16 protein-coding genes and 1 pseudogene are annotated in these 16,302 nt (G+C 38.3%); 9 read left to right on the forward strand and 8 right to left on the reverse strand.

What is annotated here, in order from left to right; genetic code table 11:
• The first annotated feature begins 9 nt into the window (after positions 1-9).
• The 4 genes from paaK to ASF86_RS02700 all read left to right on the forward strand — a co-directional run bounded on the left by paaK (position 10) and on the right by ASF86_RS02700 (position 3,371).
• Entirely contained in the window at positions 10-1,299 is a 1,290-nt protein-coding gene (gene paaK / locus ASF86_RS02685) for a phenylacetate--CoA ligase PaaK (RefSeq protein ID WP_005041588.1), read from the forward strand.
• A gap of 53 nt (positions 1,300-1,352) precedes the next feature.
• Positions 1,353-2,318 (forward strand): phenylacetic acid degradation operon negative regulatory protein PaaX, encoded by a 966-nt coding sequence (paaX, locus tag ASF86_RS02690; protein WP_081407525.1) that lies wholly within the window; start codon positions 1,353-1,355, stop codon positions 2,316-2,318.
• On the forward strand, positions 2,305-2,910 hold the full coding sequence (locus ASF86_RS02695; protein ID WP_056479191.1) for a DapH/DapD/GlmU-related protein: 606 nt from the start codon (positions 2,305-2,307) through the stop codon (positions 2,908-2,910). The genes paaX and ASF86_RS02695 overlap by 14 nt, the downstream gene beginning before the upstream one ends.
• Before the next feature lie 77 nt (positions 2,911-2,987).
• Positions 2,988-3,371 carry a PaaI family thioesterase gene (locus ASF86_RS02700; RefSeq protein WP_056479194.1) on the forward strand — a complete coding sequence of 128 codons (384 nt, stop codon included), beginning with the start codon at positions 2,988-2,990 and terminating at the stop codon, positions 3,369-3,371.
• A gap of 21 nt (positions 3,372-3,392) precedes the next feature.
• Here ASF86_RS02700 and ASF86_RS18960 read toward each other — a convergent pair.
• From ASF86_RS18960 to ASF86_RS02715, 4 genes and pseudogenes are all read right to left on the reverse strand, one after another.
• A pseudogene (locus tag ASF86_RS18960) lies at positions 3,393-3,497 on the reverse strand (histidine phosphatase family protein); the annotation flags it as partial.
• A 1-nt stretch (position 3,498) separates the two neighbouring features.
• Entirely contained in the window at positions 3,499-3,939 is a 441-nt protein-coding gene (locus ASF86_RS02705; protein WP_056479197.1) for a hypothetical protein, read from the reverse strand.
• Positions 3,940-4,010: 71 nt separating this feature from the next.
• Positions 4,011-4,484: a hypothetical protein gene (locus ASF86_RS02710; RefSeq protein WP_081407526.1), complete on the reverse strand. Its 474-nt coding sequence runs from the start codon at positions 4,482-4,484 to the stop codon at positions 4,011-4,013.
• A 34-nt stretch (positions 4,485-4,518) separates the two neighbouring features.
• Complete coding sequence (locus tag ASF86_RS02715; RefSeq protein WP_017390403.1) at positions 4,519-5,316, reverse strand: abortive infection family protein; 798 nt, start codon at positions 5,314-5,316, stop codon at positions 4,519-4,521.
• 776 nt (positions 5,317-6,092) lie between these two features.
• Between ASF86_RS02715 and ASF86_RS02720 the strand changes: the two genes are divergently transcribed.
• Positions 6,093-6,650 carry a TetR/AcrR family transcriptional regulator gene (locus tag ASF86_RS02720; protein ID WP_056479200.1) on the forward strand — a complete coding sequence of 186 codons (558 nt, stop codon included), beginning with the start codon at positions 6,093-6,095 and terminating at the stop codon, positions 6,648-6,650.
• 215 nt (positions 6,651-6,865) lie between these two features.
• Positions 6,866-7,510 (forward strand): glutathione S-transferase family protein, encoded by a 645-nt coding sequence (locus ASF86_RS02725; protein WP_056479203.1) that lies wholly within the window; start codon positions 6,866-6,868, stop codon positions 7,508-7,510.
• Between the two features lie 162 nt (positions 7,511-7,672).
• Here ASF86_RS02725 and pobR read toward each other — a convergent pair whose 3' ends face one another.
• Positions 7,673-8,488 carry an IclR family transcriptional regulator PobR gene (pobR, locus tag ASF86_RS02730; RefSeq protein WP_056479206.1) on the reverse strand — a complete coding sequence of 272 codons (816 nt, stop codon included), beginning with the start codon at positions 8,486-8,488 and terminating at the stop codon, positions 7,673-7,675.
• A 141-nt stretch (positions 8,489-8,629) separates the two neighbouring features.
• On the opposite strand from pobR, the gene pobA reads away from it, so the two are divergent.
• Positions 8,630-9,844: a 4-hydroxybenzoate 3-monooxygenase gene (gene pobA / locus ASF86_RS02735; RefSeq protein ID WP_056479209.1), complete on the forward strand. Its 1,215-nt coding sequence runs from the start codon at positions 8,630-8,632 to the stop codon at positions 9,842-9,844.
• 275 nt (positions 9,845-10,119) lie between these two features.
• Here pobA and ASF86_RS02740 read toward each other — a convergent pair whose 3' ends face one another.
• Both ASF86_RS02740 and ASF86_RS02745 read right to left on the reverse strand, forming a co-directional pair.
• Entirely contained in the window at positions 10,120-11,370 is a 1,251-nt protein-coding gene (locus ASF86_RS02740) for an MFS transporter (RefSeq protein WP_056479212.1), read from the reverse strand.
• Positions 11,371-11,431: 61 nt separating this feature from the next.
• The gene (locus ASF86_RS02745) at positions 11,432-12,583 is read right to left on the reverse strand and encodes an acyl-CoA dehydrogenase family protein (protein ID WP_056479215.1); all 1,152 of its coding nucleotides are present in this window, start codon (positions 12,581-12,583) and stop codon (positions 11,432-11,434) included.
• 331 nt (positions 12,584-12,914) lie between these two features.
• Between ASF86_RS02745 and ASF86_RS02750 the strand changes: the two genes are divergently transcribed.
• Together ASF86_RS02750 and ASF86_RS02755 are read left to right on the forward strand one after the other, a co-directional pair.
• On the forward strand, positions 12,915-14,132 hold the full coding sequence (locus ASF86_RS02750; RefSeq protein ID WP_056479218.1) for a CaiB/BaiF CoA transferase family protein: 1,218 nt from the start codon (positions 12,915-12,917) through the stop codon (positions 14,130-14,132).
• Positions 14,133-14,307: 175 nt separating this feature from the next.
• A complete protein-coding gene (locus ASF86_RS02755) occupies positions 14,308-15,153 on the forward strand; it encodes an IclR family transcriptional regulator (protein ID WP_017389939.1) in 846 nt (281 codons plus the stop codon).
• 70 nt (positions 15,154-15,223) lie between these two features.
• Here ASF86_RS02755 and ASF86_RS02760 read toward each other — a convergent pair whose 3' ends face one another.
• Positions 15,224-16,033, reverse strand: a complete 810-nt coding sequence (locus tag ASF86_RS02760) for an enoyl-CoA hydratase (protein ID WP_056479221.1) — start codon at positions 16,031-16,033, stop codon at positions 15,224-15,226.
• Positions 16,034-16,302 lie beyond the last annotated feature (269 nt).

The following is a 16,302-nucleotide window of genomic DNA, read 5'->3' on the forward strand; positions in this document are numbered from 1 at the left end:
AGATAGGCGATGGACAGCCTTACAACGGATAATGTTGAACAATTAACACTTGCAGAGCTTAGAGAGCTGCAAACTAAACGGTTAAAACAAACCCTGACTTTTGTATATGAAAATAGTCCGGTCTATAAGAAAAAGTTCGATGAAGCGGGTGTACATCCTGATGACTTCGTAACTTTAGACGATCTGGCGAAGTTTCCATTTACAACCAAACAGGATTTAAGAGACAACTATCCGTTTGGAATGTTTGCCGTACCGCAAGAGCAAATTGTGCGTTTACATGCGTCATCGGGCACAACGGGTAAACCAACAGTCGTGGGTTATACCCAAAAAGATATTAATACTTGGTCGGATATTGTTGCGCGTTGCTTACGCATGGCTGGTTTAACTGCCAAAGACATGATTCAGGTTGCTTATGGTTATGGACTATTTACAGGTGGTCTAGGCGCACATTATGGCGCTGAGCGCTTAGGTGCAACGGTTATTCCAATGTCTGGCGGACAAACTGAAAAGCAAGTTCAGCTCATTCAAGACTTTAAACCTACTGCAATTATGGTTACGCCATCGTATTGCGTGAGTATTATTGAAAAGCTCGAACAACAATTTGGTACTGCCCGTAATACGTCTTTAAAAGTCGGTATTTTTGGTGCCGAGCCGTGGACCAATGAACTTCGCCGTGAAATTGAAGAACGCTTAAATATTAAAGCACTCGATATTTATGGTTTGTCTGAGGTGATGGGGCCGGGTGTTGCCATGCAATGTCTAGGCGAGGGCGAAGGGCTAACCATTTGGGAAGATCATTTCTACCCAGAAATTATTAACCCTGAAACGGGTGAAGTCTGTAAAGATGGCGAACTTGGTGAGTTAGTCTTTACGACCATTACCAAAGAAGGCTTACCGATTATTCGTTACCGTACCCGTGATTTGACCCGTTTACTGGCGGGAGAAAATCTGGCAATGCGTAAGATGGATAAAATTGTGGGCCGTAGTGACGACATGCTGATTATTCGCGGCGTGAACGTTTTCCCGACCCAGATTGAAGAGCAAATTTTGCAAGTTCCGCATTTAGTTCCAAATTATGAAATTTTGGTGACTAAAAAAGGACATATGGATACTTTGCATATTCGTACAGAGATGTGTCATAACTGTACTATACAGGCCAATCAACTTGCTCAGGAGTTGATGAAACGCATTAAAACCATGATTGGGATTAGCGTTACTGTAGAGGTTGTGACAGAAGCGACCTTACCTCGTTCGGAAGGTAAGGCAAAGCGGGTAATCGATATGCGTCAGATTGCTTAACATCAAGATCATTCAGGGTATAGAATCTATACCCTGAAACTAAACGCCAAGACATGAGTATGAGTGCAAAAATACAGCAAATAATTGATTCTGTTGTAAAGAATGAAATCTTAAGTGGAACTTCGCTTATTTCGACAATTTTTGGAGATTCAGTACTTCATCGGGGTGGAAACATTAGTCTTGCAAGCCTGATTCAGTTATTAGAGCTTTTTGGTTTTAATGACCGTGCTGTAAGAACCTCTGTTTTTCGTTTAGTTAAAAATGATTGGTTATGTTCAGACAAAATCGGCAGAACCAGTTTTTATCGAATTACCGATTCGAGTCGTTCGACCTATTTGCAAGCCGAGCAACGTATTTATAACGACCAGATGAAAGAGTGGGACCATTATTGGGATCTAATTCTGATGTCTAGCCTCGACACTGAAAATAAAGCGTTGTTAAAAAAAGAACTCGAATGGTTAGGATTTGCCAATATTTCGACAAACTTAATGGCTTATCCGGGGTGTAACCGTATTGAATTGCAACGGTTGTTGGTTGACTTAAATATGAGTGAGCAAGTGGTGGTGTTTAAAGCCGAAACATTGCAGCTCTTTAATAATTCGGTCGATACCATTGGTCGTATGCTCAGAACCAACTGGCCAATCGATGAATTACGCCAAAGATATTTACAGTTTCTCGATATTTTTAGAGAAATTGGCGTGTTGCTCATGCAGGAAAACGAACAATTAGAACCGGTTCAGGCCTTTCAAATTCGAACTTTGCTGATTCATTATTATCGACGGATTTTATTGAAAGACCCTGCATTGCCGCTTGAGTTGTTGCCAACTGACTGGCCGGCGATTAGTGCTCGAACTTTATCAATGAACATTTATAAAAAAGTATTTGAACCTGCCGATGAATACTTCTTGTCTGTTGCCGCAACAGCAGAAGGGCCAATGCCAAATGCTACAGCACACTATTGGCGCCGTTTCGGAGGTTTGGTTGCGACAAATGAGAGGGTAAATCATGCCTTGTTATAGTATTGACGGTGTTATTCCAGTCGTCAGCCCAGAGGCTTTTGTACACCCAACCGCTGTTTTAATTGGTGATGTGATTATTGAAGCGGGTGTATATGTGGGGCCATTTGCTTCATTGCGTGCCGATTTTGGACGTATTCATATTAAGCAAAATGCCAATGTTCAAGATAACTGCACCGTACATGGCTTTCCACAAAGTGTGACTTTAGTTGAGGAAATGGGGCACATTGGGCATGGCACAACTTTACATGGTTGCCGCATTGGTAAAAATGTTTTGGTCGGCATGAACAGCGTAATTTTGGACTATGCCGAAATTGGTGAAAACACCATTATTGGTGCAAATAGTCTGGTCAAAACCAAAGATATTATTCCGGCAAATGTATTGGCAATGGGCAGTCCTGCCAAGGTTGCACGTGATTTATCAGAACAAGAAAAAAAGTGGAAAACCAGAGGCACGCAAGAGTACATTGAGCTTGCACAGCGCTGCTTAAACTCCATGCAAGAAGTTCAGCCTTTAAGCTCAGAGTCAGGTGACCGCCTGACTTATAAGGACTTTAGTTCTTCAAACTATCAGATTAAACAAGATAGTGTTTAAGGGCTTTTAATCAGTCGATTTCAATACAGATAGATTCATAACATTTAAGGAATACTCGCACGAGTAGGGAGACGTTTGTGCAAAATATGGAAACTACAGCGGTTGATCAATTTGCAGAGTTATTAGGCGTACAAGTGCTGCATCGCAGTTTTGATGAAGCACGTTGTCAGCTTAATGTGAAAGACGAACACATGAATGCATTGGGTGGCGTGCATGGCGGTGTCATATTTTCTTTAGCCGATATTGCTTTTGCGATGGCTTGCAATGCAGGGGATGCGCCATATACTGGCCTACAGGCAGATATTCGCTATATGAGCGGTGCGAAAGATAGGGTGTTATTTGCAATGGCAACCAAGGTCGGCAGTAGTAAAAAATTTGCGCATTATGAAGTGTTGATAACAGATGGTTTGAATAATAGAGTCGCTTTGTTTACATCTACGTGTTACAGACTGGCGCCGTGATATATGGTTACTTTTGAACACAGAATGCTTGTGCGCATTTTCACTTAAAGCAATCGAAGCATGTGAAAGGGTTTTTCCATTAATATTGGCTTCACTTTCAGCATGTCGGATCAGAAAAATACTCATATTAATTCCGTTTCGATAAAACTAATTCCTGACTTTCATTGTAAAAAGTTAAGGTATAGCTTTTTAAAGTTTTCCCATTCGAACTGATACAAAATTTTCCTGAGACTGGAACTTTCCATTCTGATCCAACATTGCTTGCCAAGCCAATCCAAGCGTATCCATTAAAAGTAAATACTCGTTCCTTTTCTATATGGAAGTTTTCGAAATAAATGGCATCACACCAAAATTTGTCAGTGCTATTAAAGTCTTTTTTAGAAAATTTCCAACAACTTAAAATTGAAAAGTTACTTTCAAACCATTCATCTTTGTAGTTGAGGTAGACATAGTTATGAATGGCTTCGGCAGTAAGTTTTTCTAATTGAAGAACTCTTCGCTGAATGCGTCTTTTACTTGAATAAATGAATTTTCTATACTTATCTTCTTGGTATTCGTTTCTTTCCATAGTTGTAAATATTACTTAGTAGTTTGTCTAAAGTTAGTTAGCGTATTCATAAAATTTGAATAGAGGCCGGTTTAGGGGAGCGTTGCTACATATTTCATTAATTCACTTAGAGCCGATTCAACTGAATTAATCGGTACATGTTCAGCATATATAATTTCTTCACTTAAGTGGGGATATATAAAAAATGGATTTTTATGTAACTTAAATAAGAAAAAAATGGATTCTTGGTTCCGAACGCCAATTTTTGAAAAATCATCAAAAGTTTCTTCTAAGGTTAATCTGTAATGCTCAATCAACTCTTGGTTTATGCAGAGATTTTCTAAAAAGTTTTCAATAGTTAGATTATAGTTTTTATGGAAGGGCGCTTGCAGTAATGCTTTTAAATCTCCAATAAAGCTAGGCATGTATGTTGGTGAATCTAATGTTCCAAATGAAAGCCCATTAATATTGATTGTAAGAGGTAAAAAATTCTTTTGAGGGTTGATATTAAGAATAGTAAAAGAAAATTCTTTCGTACCAATTTCAATGTAATTTGGTTCTATCATTAACTTATAGCTCCTATTTTTTATAATATAAGCTTTATTTTTGAGATTCTTTCCAACTTTCTAAAATATATAGCCCTATTGTATGAGCAGCATGAATGGCAAGTCTGGCATGTCTTGGTTTTAAATTGTATTGCTTTACTCCAGCACCATGTGCTGAACTAGCATGAGTTCTTAAAGAAGCTATTCCATCTACTACAGAAATAATTCCTGAAATTATTCTCAATAGATCTTCATCTTCAACGGAATCTCTTTGAATATTTAAGGACTTCCTCACGACATCAAATAAATTCTTCAAATCTTTTTTATTAGGCATAGTCAGTTGATTTTCTGATATATAAATCTTACAAATTGACTCTAAAATATTACTTGCAGCTGATACTGCTTCTCTCGGACTATTGTCTACATGTGTTAAAGCTCTCATAAATTCTTGATCTAATGCAGGTATTTCTAATCTTCTTATAACATTCTCTAAACTTTTTGTAGGTGTTGTAAGTGAACCACTAATTACTCCACCTTTTATATAAAGTAGTGAGTTATCAGATAAAATTTTTCTAATACTTTCTAACTGATTATCAAAACGATCTTTATTTGGAGGATAAAGAATCCCTCCATCCAAATACTTCTCTAACACTTTTCCTAAAACTTTTAGGGGGTCTGGATTAGTCTTATTCACATTCATTAATACTTGCTGAACTTTTGCAGGCTTACTGACATCAGGGATTTCAGAATCGATTTCAGCATATAAAAATAAATTATCTAAAGTTGCATGAGTTTCATGCTCTGAAAGTACCTCTGAAAGAACAGCTATAAGGTTTAATGGAATTTTTGACATAAATATTTAATAAAATAATAATTATTTCTATCATATAAAATTAATATTTCATAGAAAATCTCTTATTGAGAATTAAGGTCTAATAAGTAGCTAAAACGAATAAGTAAATTTTGAATTCCGTTGTAACAAAGAAGGGTGCATAATTCATATGAATGAAAATTAATAATACACAGTTTCCCCTCTACAACCCCCACTTAACAATAACTCCCTCATTATTTAGCCTTACTTTTTTAATGATTTAATTTAAATCAAATGGCATTTTGTGTGCTTGACTGCAATAAATGTGAAGCTTATCCTTTGCCTGCTGGCCTACATTGCCAGTCGGTCGTCGCGGACCGTTGTAAGATCACATCAGATTTATTCCTTTCTGAGGGATAGTCTTATGTGTAAACTCCTCGTCTCCTCCCGTAGCGGTAGGACGGGAGAGGGACACCTTCGGGTGTGCTGGTTTATCTTACCCAGTCCGCGAACCCTTTCTCGTTCTGCCACCATAATTTTAATGTCTGGCAGAACTCCCAATAAAAAGGAGTTGGCTTTGCACATCCATTATTTCTTGGCTCTCAATGCCAAAAGCTATAACGACACAGCTTAAAAATTTAAAGCAGCTTGATCGCCCCAAGGTTTTCAGGCTTTAAGTCATTACGGCTCAAAAAAACTTAATCAACAATAAAACTTGAGATGTGCCAAGCACAGTCTTTACGGCTTTGCTGTGCCTTTTTTTCTCCTAAAAAAGTATCTCATTTAGAAACAACAAGAATTTTTATAACGGTAAAACGATGCCAAAGTTAGTTCTTCCAACACGTGCCATACAAGTCGTAAATAAGTCGATTGATTTATTTCACCATCGCGGATTTCATGTTGTTGGAATCGACCGAATCGTGAAAGAGTGTGAAATTCCAAAAGCGACTTTTTATAACTACTTTCACTCTAAAGAGCGGTTTATTGAAATCTGTTTGATTGTGCAAAAAGAACGTTTAAAAGAAAAAGTGGTTTCAATTGCTGAGTACGAGCAAGGCTCAAACGTGAAGGATAAACTCAAGGAACTTTATCTTTTACATACCGACTTAGAGGGGCTTTACTTTCTATTATTTAAAGCCATTTTTGAAACGAAACTGAGCTATCAAAAAGCCTATCAAGTCGCAATTAAATATCGAACGTGGCTAATCAATGAAATCTATAGCCAGCTTATAAAACTAAAAGCCGATGCGACTTTTCAAGACGCCAAACTATTTTTATATATGATTGAAGGCGCAATTATTCAGCTTTTAAGTTCAGATGGGGCAATTGAGCGGGAAAAGGTGATGGATTGTTTTTTGTGCAGTTTAGGTAGTTAATGTAATTTGAGGGCTCAGAATGCGCTAGACAGTCGATAAATTTAAAAGCCGTTTGTCACCATATCTACGGATGTTTTTTTTGTTTTTAACACATTTACTTTATTACTTAATCAGACAAATACTGAGCTGATAACAAAAAATATTAGACCGGTCGTCTATTGAGCTATATAGTTAGGCCTTACTTTGTTGACCTTCTAGTTTAAAAGAGAAAATTAATGTCTATTATTCTTCATCATTTAAATGCTTCACGCTCATTTCGCATTCTGTGGTTACTTGAAGAAATTAATCAACCATATGAATTAAATAGTTATTTTCGAGATAAAAATACAAATCTTGCACCTCAAGAATTAAAAAACATACATCCTTTAGGAAAATCACCTGTGATTGAGCTCGATGGAAAAGTAATTGCTGAATCAGGTGCTATTGTAGAAATTTTGATTGAAAAGTTTGCTCCTCAACTTATGCCCGCGAAAAATTCAGACAGTTATCTTGATTATTTACAATGGATTCATTTTTCAGAAAGTTCGGCTATGGTTCCATATTTATTAAATATTTTTAATTCGGTTGAGTTAAAAAATGGCACTCAATTAAAGTTCTTGGATCAATATGCGCATGCTGAGTTGGATAAAGTATTTTCATATTTAGATCAACAATTAGTAGGCAAAAAATTCTTAGTAGACAATTGCTTAACGGGTGCAGATTTTATGATTGGTTTCGTAGTCTATGGTCTAATTAATTCTTTAAATATTCGATCAAAATATCTCAATATTGAGCAATATGTAAAAAGTCTAGAAAACTTAGAAAGCTGGAAAAAAGCCATGTCTATTGAGCAAAATCTTCCTCACCAAATCAATGCCTAAAATTGCTGTAAGTAATTTTTTCAATATTGTTTAGCTGCTCAATTGGCTCGTATTCGTTCTTTCATTAGTTCTGGCAAACCAGCGAGTTAAAGGGTTCGCAATTTAAAATTATGAGTTGAAACTCTTGTACCTCTAATTGATGACAAGAGTTTCTATGTCTATTTAAATCACATTTCTGAGTTCATTTGCCGTGTTGCGCAGCAATGGCAAAATTTGCTGAACCAAATAATCTTCTTGTACACGGTTGGTTTGAGACATGCAGTTAAGTGCTGCCACGGCTTGACCTTGTGCATTAAAAACAGGCACGGCAATCGCAATCACGCCAAGTTCATGTTCTTCTTTAGAAAGACAATAATCTGATAGTGAAATGCCTTTAAGCACTTCAAAAAACTTTGACTCATCTACAACGGTAAATGGGGTTAAGCGTTTTAAACCGTAAGTTTTTACCCATGTGTGCTGAGTTTCTTCAGGCAGTGCCGCAAGTAATACTTTACCCGTAGAAGTTGCATGGGCAGGGAGCCGATTTCCTAAATGCATGCCGTAAGGGCTAACGCGTAAATTATCTTGCTGCGGTAAATAACTACGAGCAATCGGCACCACTTCATTATCGTCCAGAACTACAATCGAAAAAGTGAGAGACGTCTGCGCACACAAAAGATTTAAAAATGACTGAGCAACTTTAGGCAGATGTGCAGAGCTTAAATAAGAACTCGAAAAGCGCAGCACGCGATGGGTGAGCCAAAAGTAATGTTCATCTGTTTCTAAATAGCCTAAGTATTTTAAAGTTTTCAGATAACGTCTTGCCGCTGTACGACTAATACCCGTTCGTTCAGCCACTTGAGTTACATTGAGCCGTTGCCGATCTGTTCCAAAAGCTTCCAGTAACGCTAAGCCTTTTGCTAAGCCTGCAATGTAGTCTTCTTGACGAATTTTCTCATGCGAGTTCGGGTGCTCTAAAAAAGCATCGAGAGAAGGCATCCTTTCATTCCTGTTATTTTGGTTGTTTCTGTCCGCTATTCGGACAAACTAAATGATAAACGGTTATTTTCGTCTTGGATACATAGTGCACAAAACTTAAAGCCAGTAATTTAAAAGTCAGGATGAAACAAGGATGAAGTTATGGATATTTTAAAGACACAGGTTGCAATTATTGGTTCTGGACCAGCAGGATTATTGCTTGGGCAACTTCTATATAAAGCTGGGATCGACCATATTATTGTTGAGCAACGTAGTGCTGAATATGTGGCTTCACGGATTCGTGCAGGAATTTTAGAACAAGTTTCAGTCGACTTACTTAAACAAGCAGGGGTTGACCAAAATTTAAAAGACAAAGGATTACCGCATTCGGGCATTGAAATCTTAACCAATGGTGTAAAACATCGGGTTGATTTGGCCGCACTAACAGGTGGAAAACAAGTGACCGTATATGGTCAGACCGAAGTGACTAAAGACCTGATGACTGCGCGTGAAGCAGAGAAGCTGACTTCATTTTATGAAGCTCAAAATGTACAGGTGAAAGATTTCTACACTGCGCCCAAAGTTGAGTTTGAGTACCAAGGTAAAGCCTTTCAAATTGAATGTGACTTCATTGCAGGTTGTGATGGCTACCATGGTGTCTGTCGTGCCAGCGTGCCAGAAGATAAAATTAAAACCTTTGAAAAAGTTTATCCGTTTGGCTGGTTAGGTGTGTTGGCAGATGTTCCACCTGTAGCCGATGAATTGATTTATGTACAGTCAGAACGTGGATTTGCTTTATGCAGTATGCGTTCTGAAACGCGTAGCCGTTATTATTTACAAGTCCCTTTAACAGATCACGTAGAAGACTGGTCGGATGAAAAGTTCTGGGATGAGTTAAAAAACCGCCTAGACCCTGAAAGCCGTGAAAAGCTAGTGACTGGGACCTCTATTGAAAAGAGTATTGCACCGTTACGTAGCTTTGTGACTGAGCCAATGCGCTTTGGAAAACTATTTTTAGCAGGTGATGCTGCACATATTGTTCCACCAACAGGAGCAAAAGGCCTAAATCTCGCGGCTTCCGATATTGCTTATTTATCAAGTGCGCTTGTTGAATATTATGCCGAAGGTTCAGAACAGGGTATTGATGAATACTCAGAGAAATGCCTACAACGTGTATGGAAAGCTGAGCGTTTTTCTTGGTGGATGACTCATTTATTGCATCGCTTTGAAACTGAAAGTGAGTTTGATCATAAGATTAAACAAGCCGAACTAAGTTATGTGCTCGGGTCGATTGCAGGTAGAACAACATTGGCTGAAAATTATGTCGGTTTGCCTTATGAAATTAAGCAAATTGATAGTTTTAAGCACGCAAGTTGATTTTCTAAGTAATGAGGGAACCTGCTTTAACGCGGGTTCTTTTATAATAAAGCGATTAAAAATACCAAGTACATCTTCATCTTTTTAAGCTTAGCTCCCTTGGGAGCTAAGCTTACCTAAAAAATTAAAATGAAGAGTAATAGACTCTACATATGTGGAAATAAGGAATAACTTTGAGGAGTAAATTCCTTATTTCTGGCTAACGATTTAAAACACATGTTTCGATCGTTAGCACCATCAACCAGATAGGCACATGACCTATGTGATAGATCTCTTTACGACTTTTGTGGGTCGTATAATTTTTCTTTAATGAATAGAGCGGGGATCACGCCACAAATCAGGTAGGCAGCGCCCATTACGACAAAACCTAAACCAATAGAACCACCAGACGCTAAGAAGCCAATTGTGGCAGGGGCAAGTGCCGCTCCAAGACGACCAACATTATAAGCACCGCCAATGGCTGTACCGCGGATGGCTGTCGCAAAACTTTCAGTCATATAGGTTGCATTTACGCCGTAAGGAATACCGTATAAGAAACCGAAGGTAACGAGTAAATATAAAATATTGCTTGGAGAGTTATAAAAAACAATAAGTGGTAAGAAAATAGCAGTACCAATGGCACCAAAGGCATAGGTAAAACGACGACCTAGTTTGTCTGCCATCATGCCGGCAAGGACTTTACCTAAAATCATGGCGGTATAAGTACCGACCATATAGGCAGTCATTTCTTTAAACTTCATACCTAACTCACTTTCTAGGTAAGAAGGCATCCAGTTATTTACGCCATAATAGCCAAACTGTAAGAAACCTGCGGTTAGTGCCCAAAGGATAAACATATTACGGTTCTGTTTATCTTGGAAAATAAGTTTAAATGCCGAAGTTTTCTGAGAGTTTTGAGCCGCAACAGGTTGTTGTAGTCGGGATTGTTGCCATGCTTGTGGTTCTGGTACAAAAATATGCATTAAAACGGCAATAATGACGGGAATAATCGCAACGTAGAACAGCATGCGCCAGCCATGATCTGGAATAATCCAACCTGCAAGTAATGTTGCAACAATATATCCAACCGTCCAACCCGCTTGTAAAGTTCCAAGTACGGTTGTGCGGTAACGTGTCGGGACATATTCGGCCATCAATGTATTACACGCAATGTAGAGCGAGCCAAGTCCAAGTGAGGCAAAAAATCTTAAAATACCGAATTGAAGAAAGCTCTGAGTAAAACCTAAGCCACAGGTGAGGAGTGAGAAAATTAAAATAGAAATAACCACAATGCGGACGCGACCAAATTTATCGCATGCCCAACCGCCAAAAATTCCACCAACAGCCATACCTGCTAAAGTAAAACTACCGAGCATACCGGCTTGTACCGAACTTAATCCGAAATCTGCCTTAATACTATTTAAGCTATAAGACAGCAGCATCAAATCTGCACCATCAACCAATAGCGCTAGAAATGCAAAAATAAATGCAATTTTCCAAGTATGAGGCTGTATACGTGAAAGACTTTCTTTGTAATTTGTAGCCATAATCCATTACCTACATTTGATTGAAAGCACTTCAAGTCGTTTTAAAGTGCTTAAAATTTGATTAAGACGCAGCGCGAATCATGTTTCGGGCAATAATCACTTGTTGAATTTGAGTGGTCCCTTCATAGAGGCGGAACAGACGAACATCTCGATAAAAACGTTCAATCGCATATTCACTGATGTAACCTGCACCGCCATGGATCTGTACGCAGCGATCAGCGACTCGACCACACATTTCGGTCGCAAACATTTTTGCGCAGGAAGCTTCAGTGCTGACGTTTTGTCCTGCATCACGTAGACGTGCAGCGTCTAAGACCATGCATCTAGCTGCATAAATCTCGGCTTTGGAGTCGGCGAGCATGGCTTGAATAAGTTGGAATTCGGCAATGGGTTGCCCAAATTGCTTACGTTCGATGGCGTACTTTAAAGAGTCATCTAGCATTCTTGTCGCGGCCCCAACACTTAACGCCGCGATATGCAATCGACCCTTATCAAGCACTTTCATGGCGGTTTTAAAGCCAACGCCTTCAACTCCACCAATCAATGCAGAAGCAGGAATACGACAATTTTCAAAAATCACATCACAAGTGTGAGCGCCTTTTTGCCCCATTTTTTTATCACGTTTGCCCAGAGAAATACCTGGGGTTTGGCTGTCGACAATAAAAGCAGAAATACCACCAGCACCCTTAATATCAGAACTTGTGCGTGCCATTACTGTAAATACGCCAGCATGAGGAGCATTGGTAATAAAGCGTTTGGTGCCATTTAAAATATAAAAGTCTCCATCTTTTACGGCACTAGTCTTTAAAGATGCAGCATCAGAACCAGCATCGGGTTCAGTTAAGCAAAAAGAACTGATTACTTCACCGCGAGCTAAACGTGGCAAGAAAAATGATTTTTGAGTTTCAGTACCGTCAATAATCAGACCACTTGAACCAATGCCGTTATTGGTACCAATCAGAGAACGAAAAGCAGGAGAGGTCCGTCCTAATTCAAAAGCAACATAGACTTCTTCTTCCATCGTTAGGCCAAGGCCTTCGTACTCTTCAGGAATGGTTAAACCGAATAAGCCCAGCGCTTTCATTTGATCAATAATATCTTGAGGAATTTCATCCGTTGCAGCGACTTCATTCTCATTAGGAATTAATACACCTTCAACAAATTGTCGAATCATATCAACAAGTTGATTTAGTGTTTCCTGATCTCGAATCATAGTCTCATCCTTTTACTACATGCTAAGAACATCAATTCGATGTTCGTAAAATCATCAATATTTGAAGCGATAGTAATCAAAGGATGAACGCAAAACAATATATTTTGAAAATTAATTTCGCAATGCGATATATTGTTGTTGGTATTTGATTGGCTAATTTATTGATTTATTTAAGCTATATTTTCTTATAAAAATTCATCATTTTTAGTGGAAAATTAAAGTTTGATTTTTAAAATGAGGTGTGTATATTAAAAATATATATCGCTATGCGAAATTTTAAATGGATAAATTTCCCTATAGGAAATGAATCACCAGATAGAGTGGGATGAAGATGGGTGCTTTAAATGGAATTCGGGTGCTTGACTTAAGTCGGGTATTGGCTGGGCCTTGGTGTGGACAGACGCTGGCCGATTTAGGTGCAGAGGTCATCAAAATTGAAAGACCCAAAGTCGGTGACGATACTCGTTCGTGGGGACCACCTTGGATGAAGGATGACTCTGGGTTTGATACTCAAGAGGCTGCTTATTATCAGTCTACAAACCGCAATAAACTATCGGTTGCCATCGATATTGCCAGCCCTGATGGTCAAGAATTGATTAAAGCTTTAATTCAAGACACAGATGTGGTGATTGAGAACTATAAAGCAGGTTCTTTGAAAAAATACGGTTTGGATTACGAGTCTTTATCTGCAATTAACCCGAAATTGGTGTATTGCTCAATTACAGGTTTTGGTCAAAATGGCCCAAGAGCTGAAGAACCTGGTTACGACTTTATTATTCAGGGAATGGGCGGACTGATGTCAGTCACAGGTGAGCGTGATGATTTACCGGGCGGTGGCCCCCAAAAAGTAGGTGTGGCCTTTTCTGATTTAGCTACAGGACTTTATTCTACGATAGCCATTCAAGCTGCTTTACTTAATCGTCATGTGACGGGTTTAGGACAATACATTGACATGGCTTTGCTTGATGTCCAAATTGCGACTATGGCAAATCAGGGAATGAATTATCTTTCATCAGGTAACATCCCTAAGCGTTATGGCAATGCACACGCCAATATTGTGCCTTACCAAGTATTTAAAGCTTCTGATCGTGATTTTATTATCGCGTGTGGAAATGACACTCAGTTTATTCAGCTCTGTAGAAGTATTGGGTTACCCGATTTACCCAATGATGCGCGTTTTGCCCGAAATGCAGACCGAATTAAACACCGTGATGAAATTATCGAAATTTTATCAAACCATTTCTTAACTAAAACTGCAGATGAATGGGTAGATGCGATTTATGCTGCTAAAGTTCCCGTAGGTGTAATCAATAACTTGGAACAAGCTTTTCAAGAGCCACAAGTCATTGCCCGAGAAATGTTGGTCGAGATGAATCACCCGCAACGTGAAAAATTGAAGGTAATTGGTTCGCCAATCAAACTTTCAAGAACCCCTGTTGAGTACAAAACAGCTCCTCCTTTATTGGGCGAACATACACAAGTGGTTCTAGGTCGAATCGTTTCTGTGGAAAAATTAGATGAGCTTAAGCAAAAAGGCGTGATTGCGTAAGCTGGCTTAAAAGCGGAAGGTTAAAATTAGAAAATAAAATATTTAGCCTTTCGCTTGAAGGGTTTAAATCAAGTTATATTTTAGATGCAGACTCGGACGTTTGCTTTTTTGCTATTTATAGAAAAAATAGATTATAATTTTCGCAGTGCGAAACAAAATATGGATTGGTATAGATATGAATGATGCAGTAGATGCAGAGCAAACAGAAAAATTATTAGCGCCTTTAAGACATGAATTATTACATCCGATTCAAGACATGCAGGATGAAAATGATCGCCAATTTATTACTGCATTAGCCCGTGGTTTAGAGCTCTTACGTTGTTTTACCCCAAAACATCAGCATTTAGGAAACCAAGAGCTCGCACAAATGACGGGTTTACCTAAGCCAACCATTACTCGTCTAACGCACACTTTGTCTCGTTTGGGTTATATCAAACAAGTCCCAAATTCGAGCAAATTTCAACTTTCAGTTGGGGTTCTTGCTTTTGGTTACTCGATGCTTTCTAACGTGTCGATTCGTTCTATTGCTCATCCATATATGAAAAATCTGGCAGACTATGCTGGCGCTGCGGTCGCAATGGCAACACGTGATCGACTCAATATGATTTATCTTGACGTGGTACAAGGTAAAGGAAATATGACCATGCGCCGTCAGGTCGGAACTTATTTACCCATTCATTTAAGTTCGATGGGCCGTGCATGTTTAGCTGCAATGCCTGAAGATGAAAGAGAGTTTTTGCTTGATGCGATTCGTACCAAGCACAAAGAAGACTGGATCAAGATTAATCGTGATTTAGACAAAGCTTTTAAAGACTACCAAGATTTTGGATATTGTTTTTCAATTGGCGAATGGCATAAAGATGTGAACTCAGTTGCAGTTCCACTGATTCATGAACAACATGGTTTGCTGGTGTTCAACTGTGGTGGTCCAAGTTTTATTATGAACCGAGAAAAACTTGAAGAAGATATTGCACCACGTCTCTTACATATGGTGAATAACATTCGTACTGAGATTAGTTAATTGTACTGAATTAAAAAATCAAAAAGGCCAGCAAAGATATTGATTGCTGGCCTTTTTCATAAGTTATATTTCAAATGACGTGCTTATGAAAGTTCGGTTTTCTTTTTTCTTTGAAGGCGCTTAGAGCTTCTTTAAATTCTTCACCTTGCAAACAATGAGAAAAAATAGTCGACTCATGATCAATACGATTTAATAGATCATCAATAGGCATATCTCTTAATAATTTTTTGCTGAGCTGTAAAGCTTGAGTTGGTTTATTTGCGAGTTTGGTTGCCGTATCTTCAACAAATTGATCAAGCTCGTTTTCTTCGCATACGTTATTTACTAAACCATAATTTTTAGCTTGTTGCGCCGAAAATTTCTCGCCCAGTAAAATAATTTCAGAAGCTCGAGCGAACCCTAATAATCTCGGTAAGATGTAACTAGAACCTGCTTCAGGCACAAGTCCGAGATTCACAAAAGGAAACTGAAAAATAGAATTTTGACTTGCATATACGAGGTCACAATGTAAAAGCATGGTGCTGCCAATACCAATTGCCACACCATTTACTTTAGCAATAATCGGCTTTGGAAACGTTGCTAAGCTTTTTAGAAACACAATTGAAGAGGGTGGTTCGGTACTGGTTGTATTACGCGTTTCGAATGCATTTACGTCATTGCCGCTGGTAAATGCAGACCCTTCGCCTGTGAGTATAACAACATGAACTTCTTCATTGATTGCTGCCTCATCTAATGCCTGACTGAGTGCAGAATACATTTCATAATTAATCGCATTCTTTTTGGTGGGATTGCTCATCGTTAGTGTGAGTATATTTTTATCTAAATGTTGCTTAATCACACTTATTGTCAATTTATTTTGACTCATATCATCCTGCTGCATCATTCATTCCTTTTGTTTAACTATTTGAAAAATATTCGCTTTATTGTTGATTCAAACCAAATATTCTTAGACAGATTTGAAATTAAAACTTTAAATTAATAAGATGATCCTATCGAAAACAAATTCCATTATCAATTAATTTGTTTTATATTGTGGTATGGAGTTTTGTATTGTGAAATTTTAGGTTTTGTAAGTTTAGAAATGTTTACAGGATTTATTGGTAATAAAGTACCTAGACATGCTAAGGAAATCAGAAGCTAGGTATATAA

This window comes from Acinetobacter sp. Leaf130 (assembly GCF_001423205.1).
GTDB lineage: Bacteria > Pseudomonadota > Gammaproteobacteria > Pseudomonadales > Moraxellaceae > Acinetobacter > Acinetobacter calcoaceticus.

What these genes read in the sequence shown, in the direction of transcription:
- paaK (WP_005041588.1), top strand. Translation starts at nt 10, where the DNA reads ATGGACAGCCTTACAACGGATAATGTTGAACAATTAACACTTGCAGAG.
- paaX (WP_081407525.1), top strand. Translation starts at nt 1,353, where the DNA reads ATGAGTATGAGTGCAAAAATACAGCAAATAATTGATTCTGTTGTAAAG.
- ASF86_RS02695 (WP_056479191.1), top strand. Translation starts at nt 2,305, where the DNA reads ATGCCTTGTTATAGTATTGACGGTGTTATTCCAGTCGTCAGCCCAGAG.
- ASF86_RS02705 (WP_056479197.1), bottom strand. Translation starts at nt 3,939, where the DNA reads ATGGAAAGAAACGAATACCAAGAAGATAAGTATAGAAAATTCATTTAT.
- ASF86_RS02710 (WP_081407526.1), bottom strand. Translation starts at nt 4,484, where the DNA reads ATGATAGAACCAAATTACATTGAAATTGGTACGAAAGAATTTTCTTTT.
- ASF86_RS02715 (WP_017390403.1), bottom strand. Translation starts at nt 5,316, where the DNA reads ATGTCAAAAATTCCATTAAACCTTATAGCTGTTCTTTCAGAGGTACTT.
- ASF86_RS02720 (WP_056479200.1), top strand. Translation starts at nt 6,093, where the DNA reads ATGCCAAAGTTAGTTCTTCCAACACGTGCCATACAAGTCGTAAATAAG.
- ASF86_RS02725 (WP_056479203.1), top strand. Translation starts at nt 6,866, where the DNA reads ATGTCTATTATTCTTCATCATTTAAATGCTTCACGCTCATTTCGCATT.
- pobR (WP_056479206.1), bottom strand. Translation starts at nt 8,488, where the DNA reads ATGCCTTCTCTCGATGCTTTTTTAGAGCACCCGAACTCGCATGAGAAA.
- pobA (WP_056479209.1), top strand. Translation starts at nt 8,630, where the DNA reads ATGGATATTTTAAAGACACAGGTTGCAATTATTGGTTCTGGACCAGCA.
- ASF86_RS02740 (WP_056479212.1), bottom strand. Translation starts at nt 11,370, where the DNA reads ATGGCTACAAATTACAAAGAAAGTCTTTCACGTATACAGCCTCATACT.
- ASF86_RS02745 (WP_056479215.1), bottom strand. Translation starts at nt 12,583, where the DNA reads ATGATTCGAGATCAGGAAACACTAAATCAACTTGTTGATATGATTCGA.
- ASF86_RS02750 (WP_056479218.1), top strand. Translation starts at nt 12,915, where the DNA reads ATGGGTGCTTTAAATGGAATTCGGGTGCTTGACTTAAGTCGGGTATTG.
- ASF86_RS02755 (WP_017389939.1), top strand. Translation starts at nt 14,308, where the DNA reads ATGAATGATGCAGTAGATGCAGAGCAAACAGAAAAATTATTAGCGCCT.
- ASF86_RS02760 (WP_056479221.1), bottom strand. Translation starts at nt 16,033, where the DNA reads ATGCAGCAGGATGATATGAGTCAAAATAAATTGACAATAAGTGTGATT.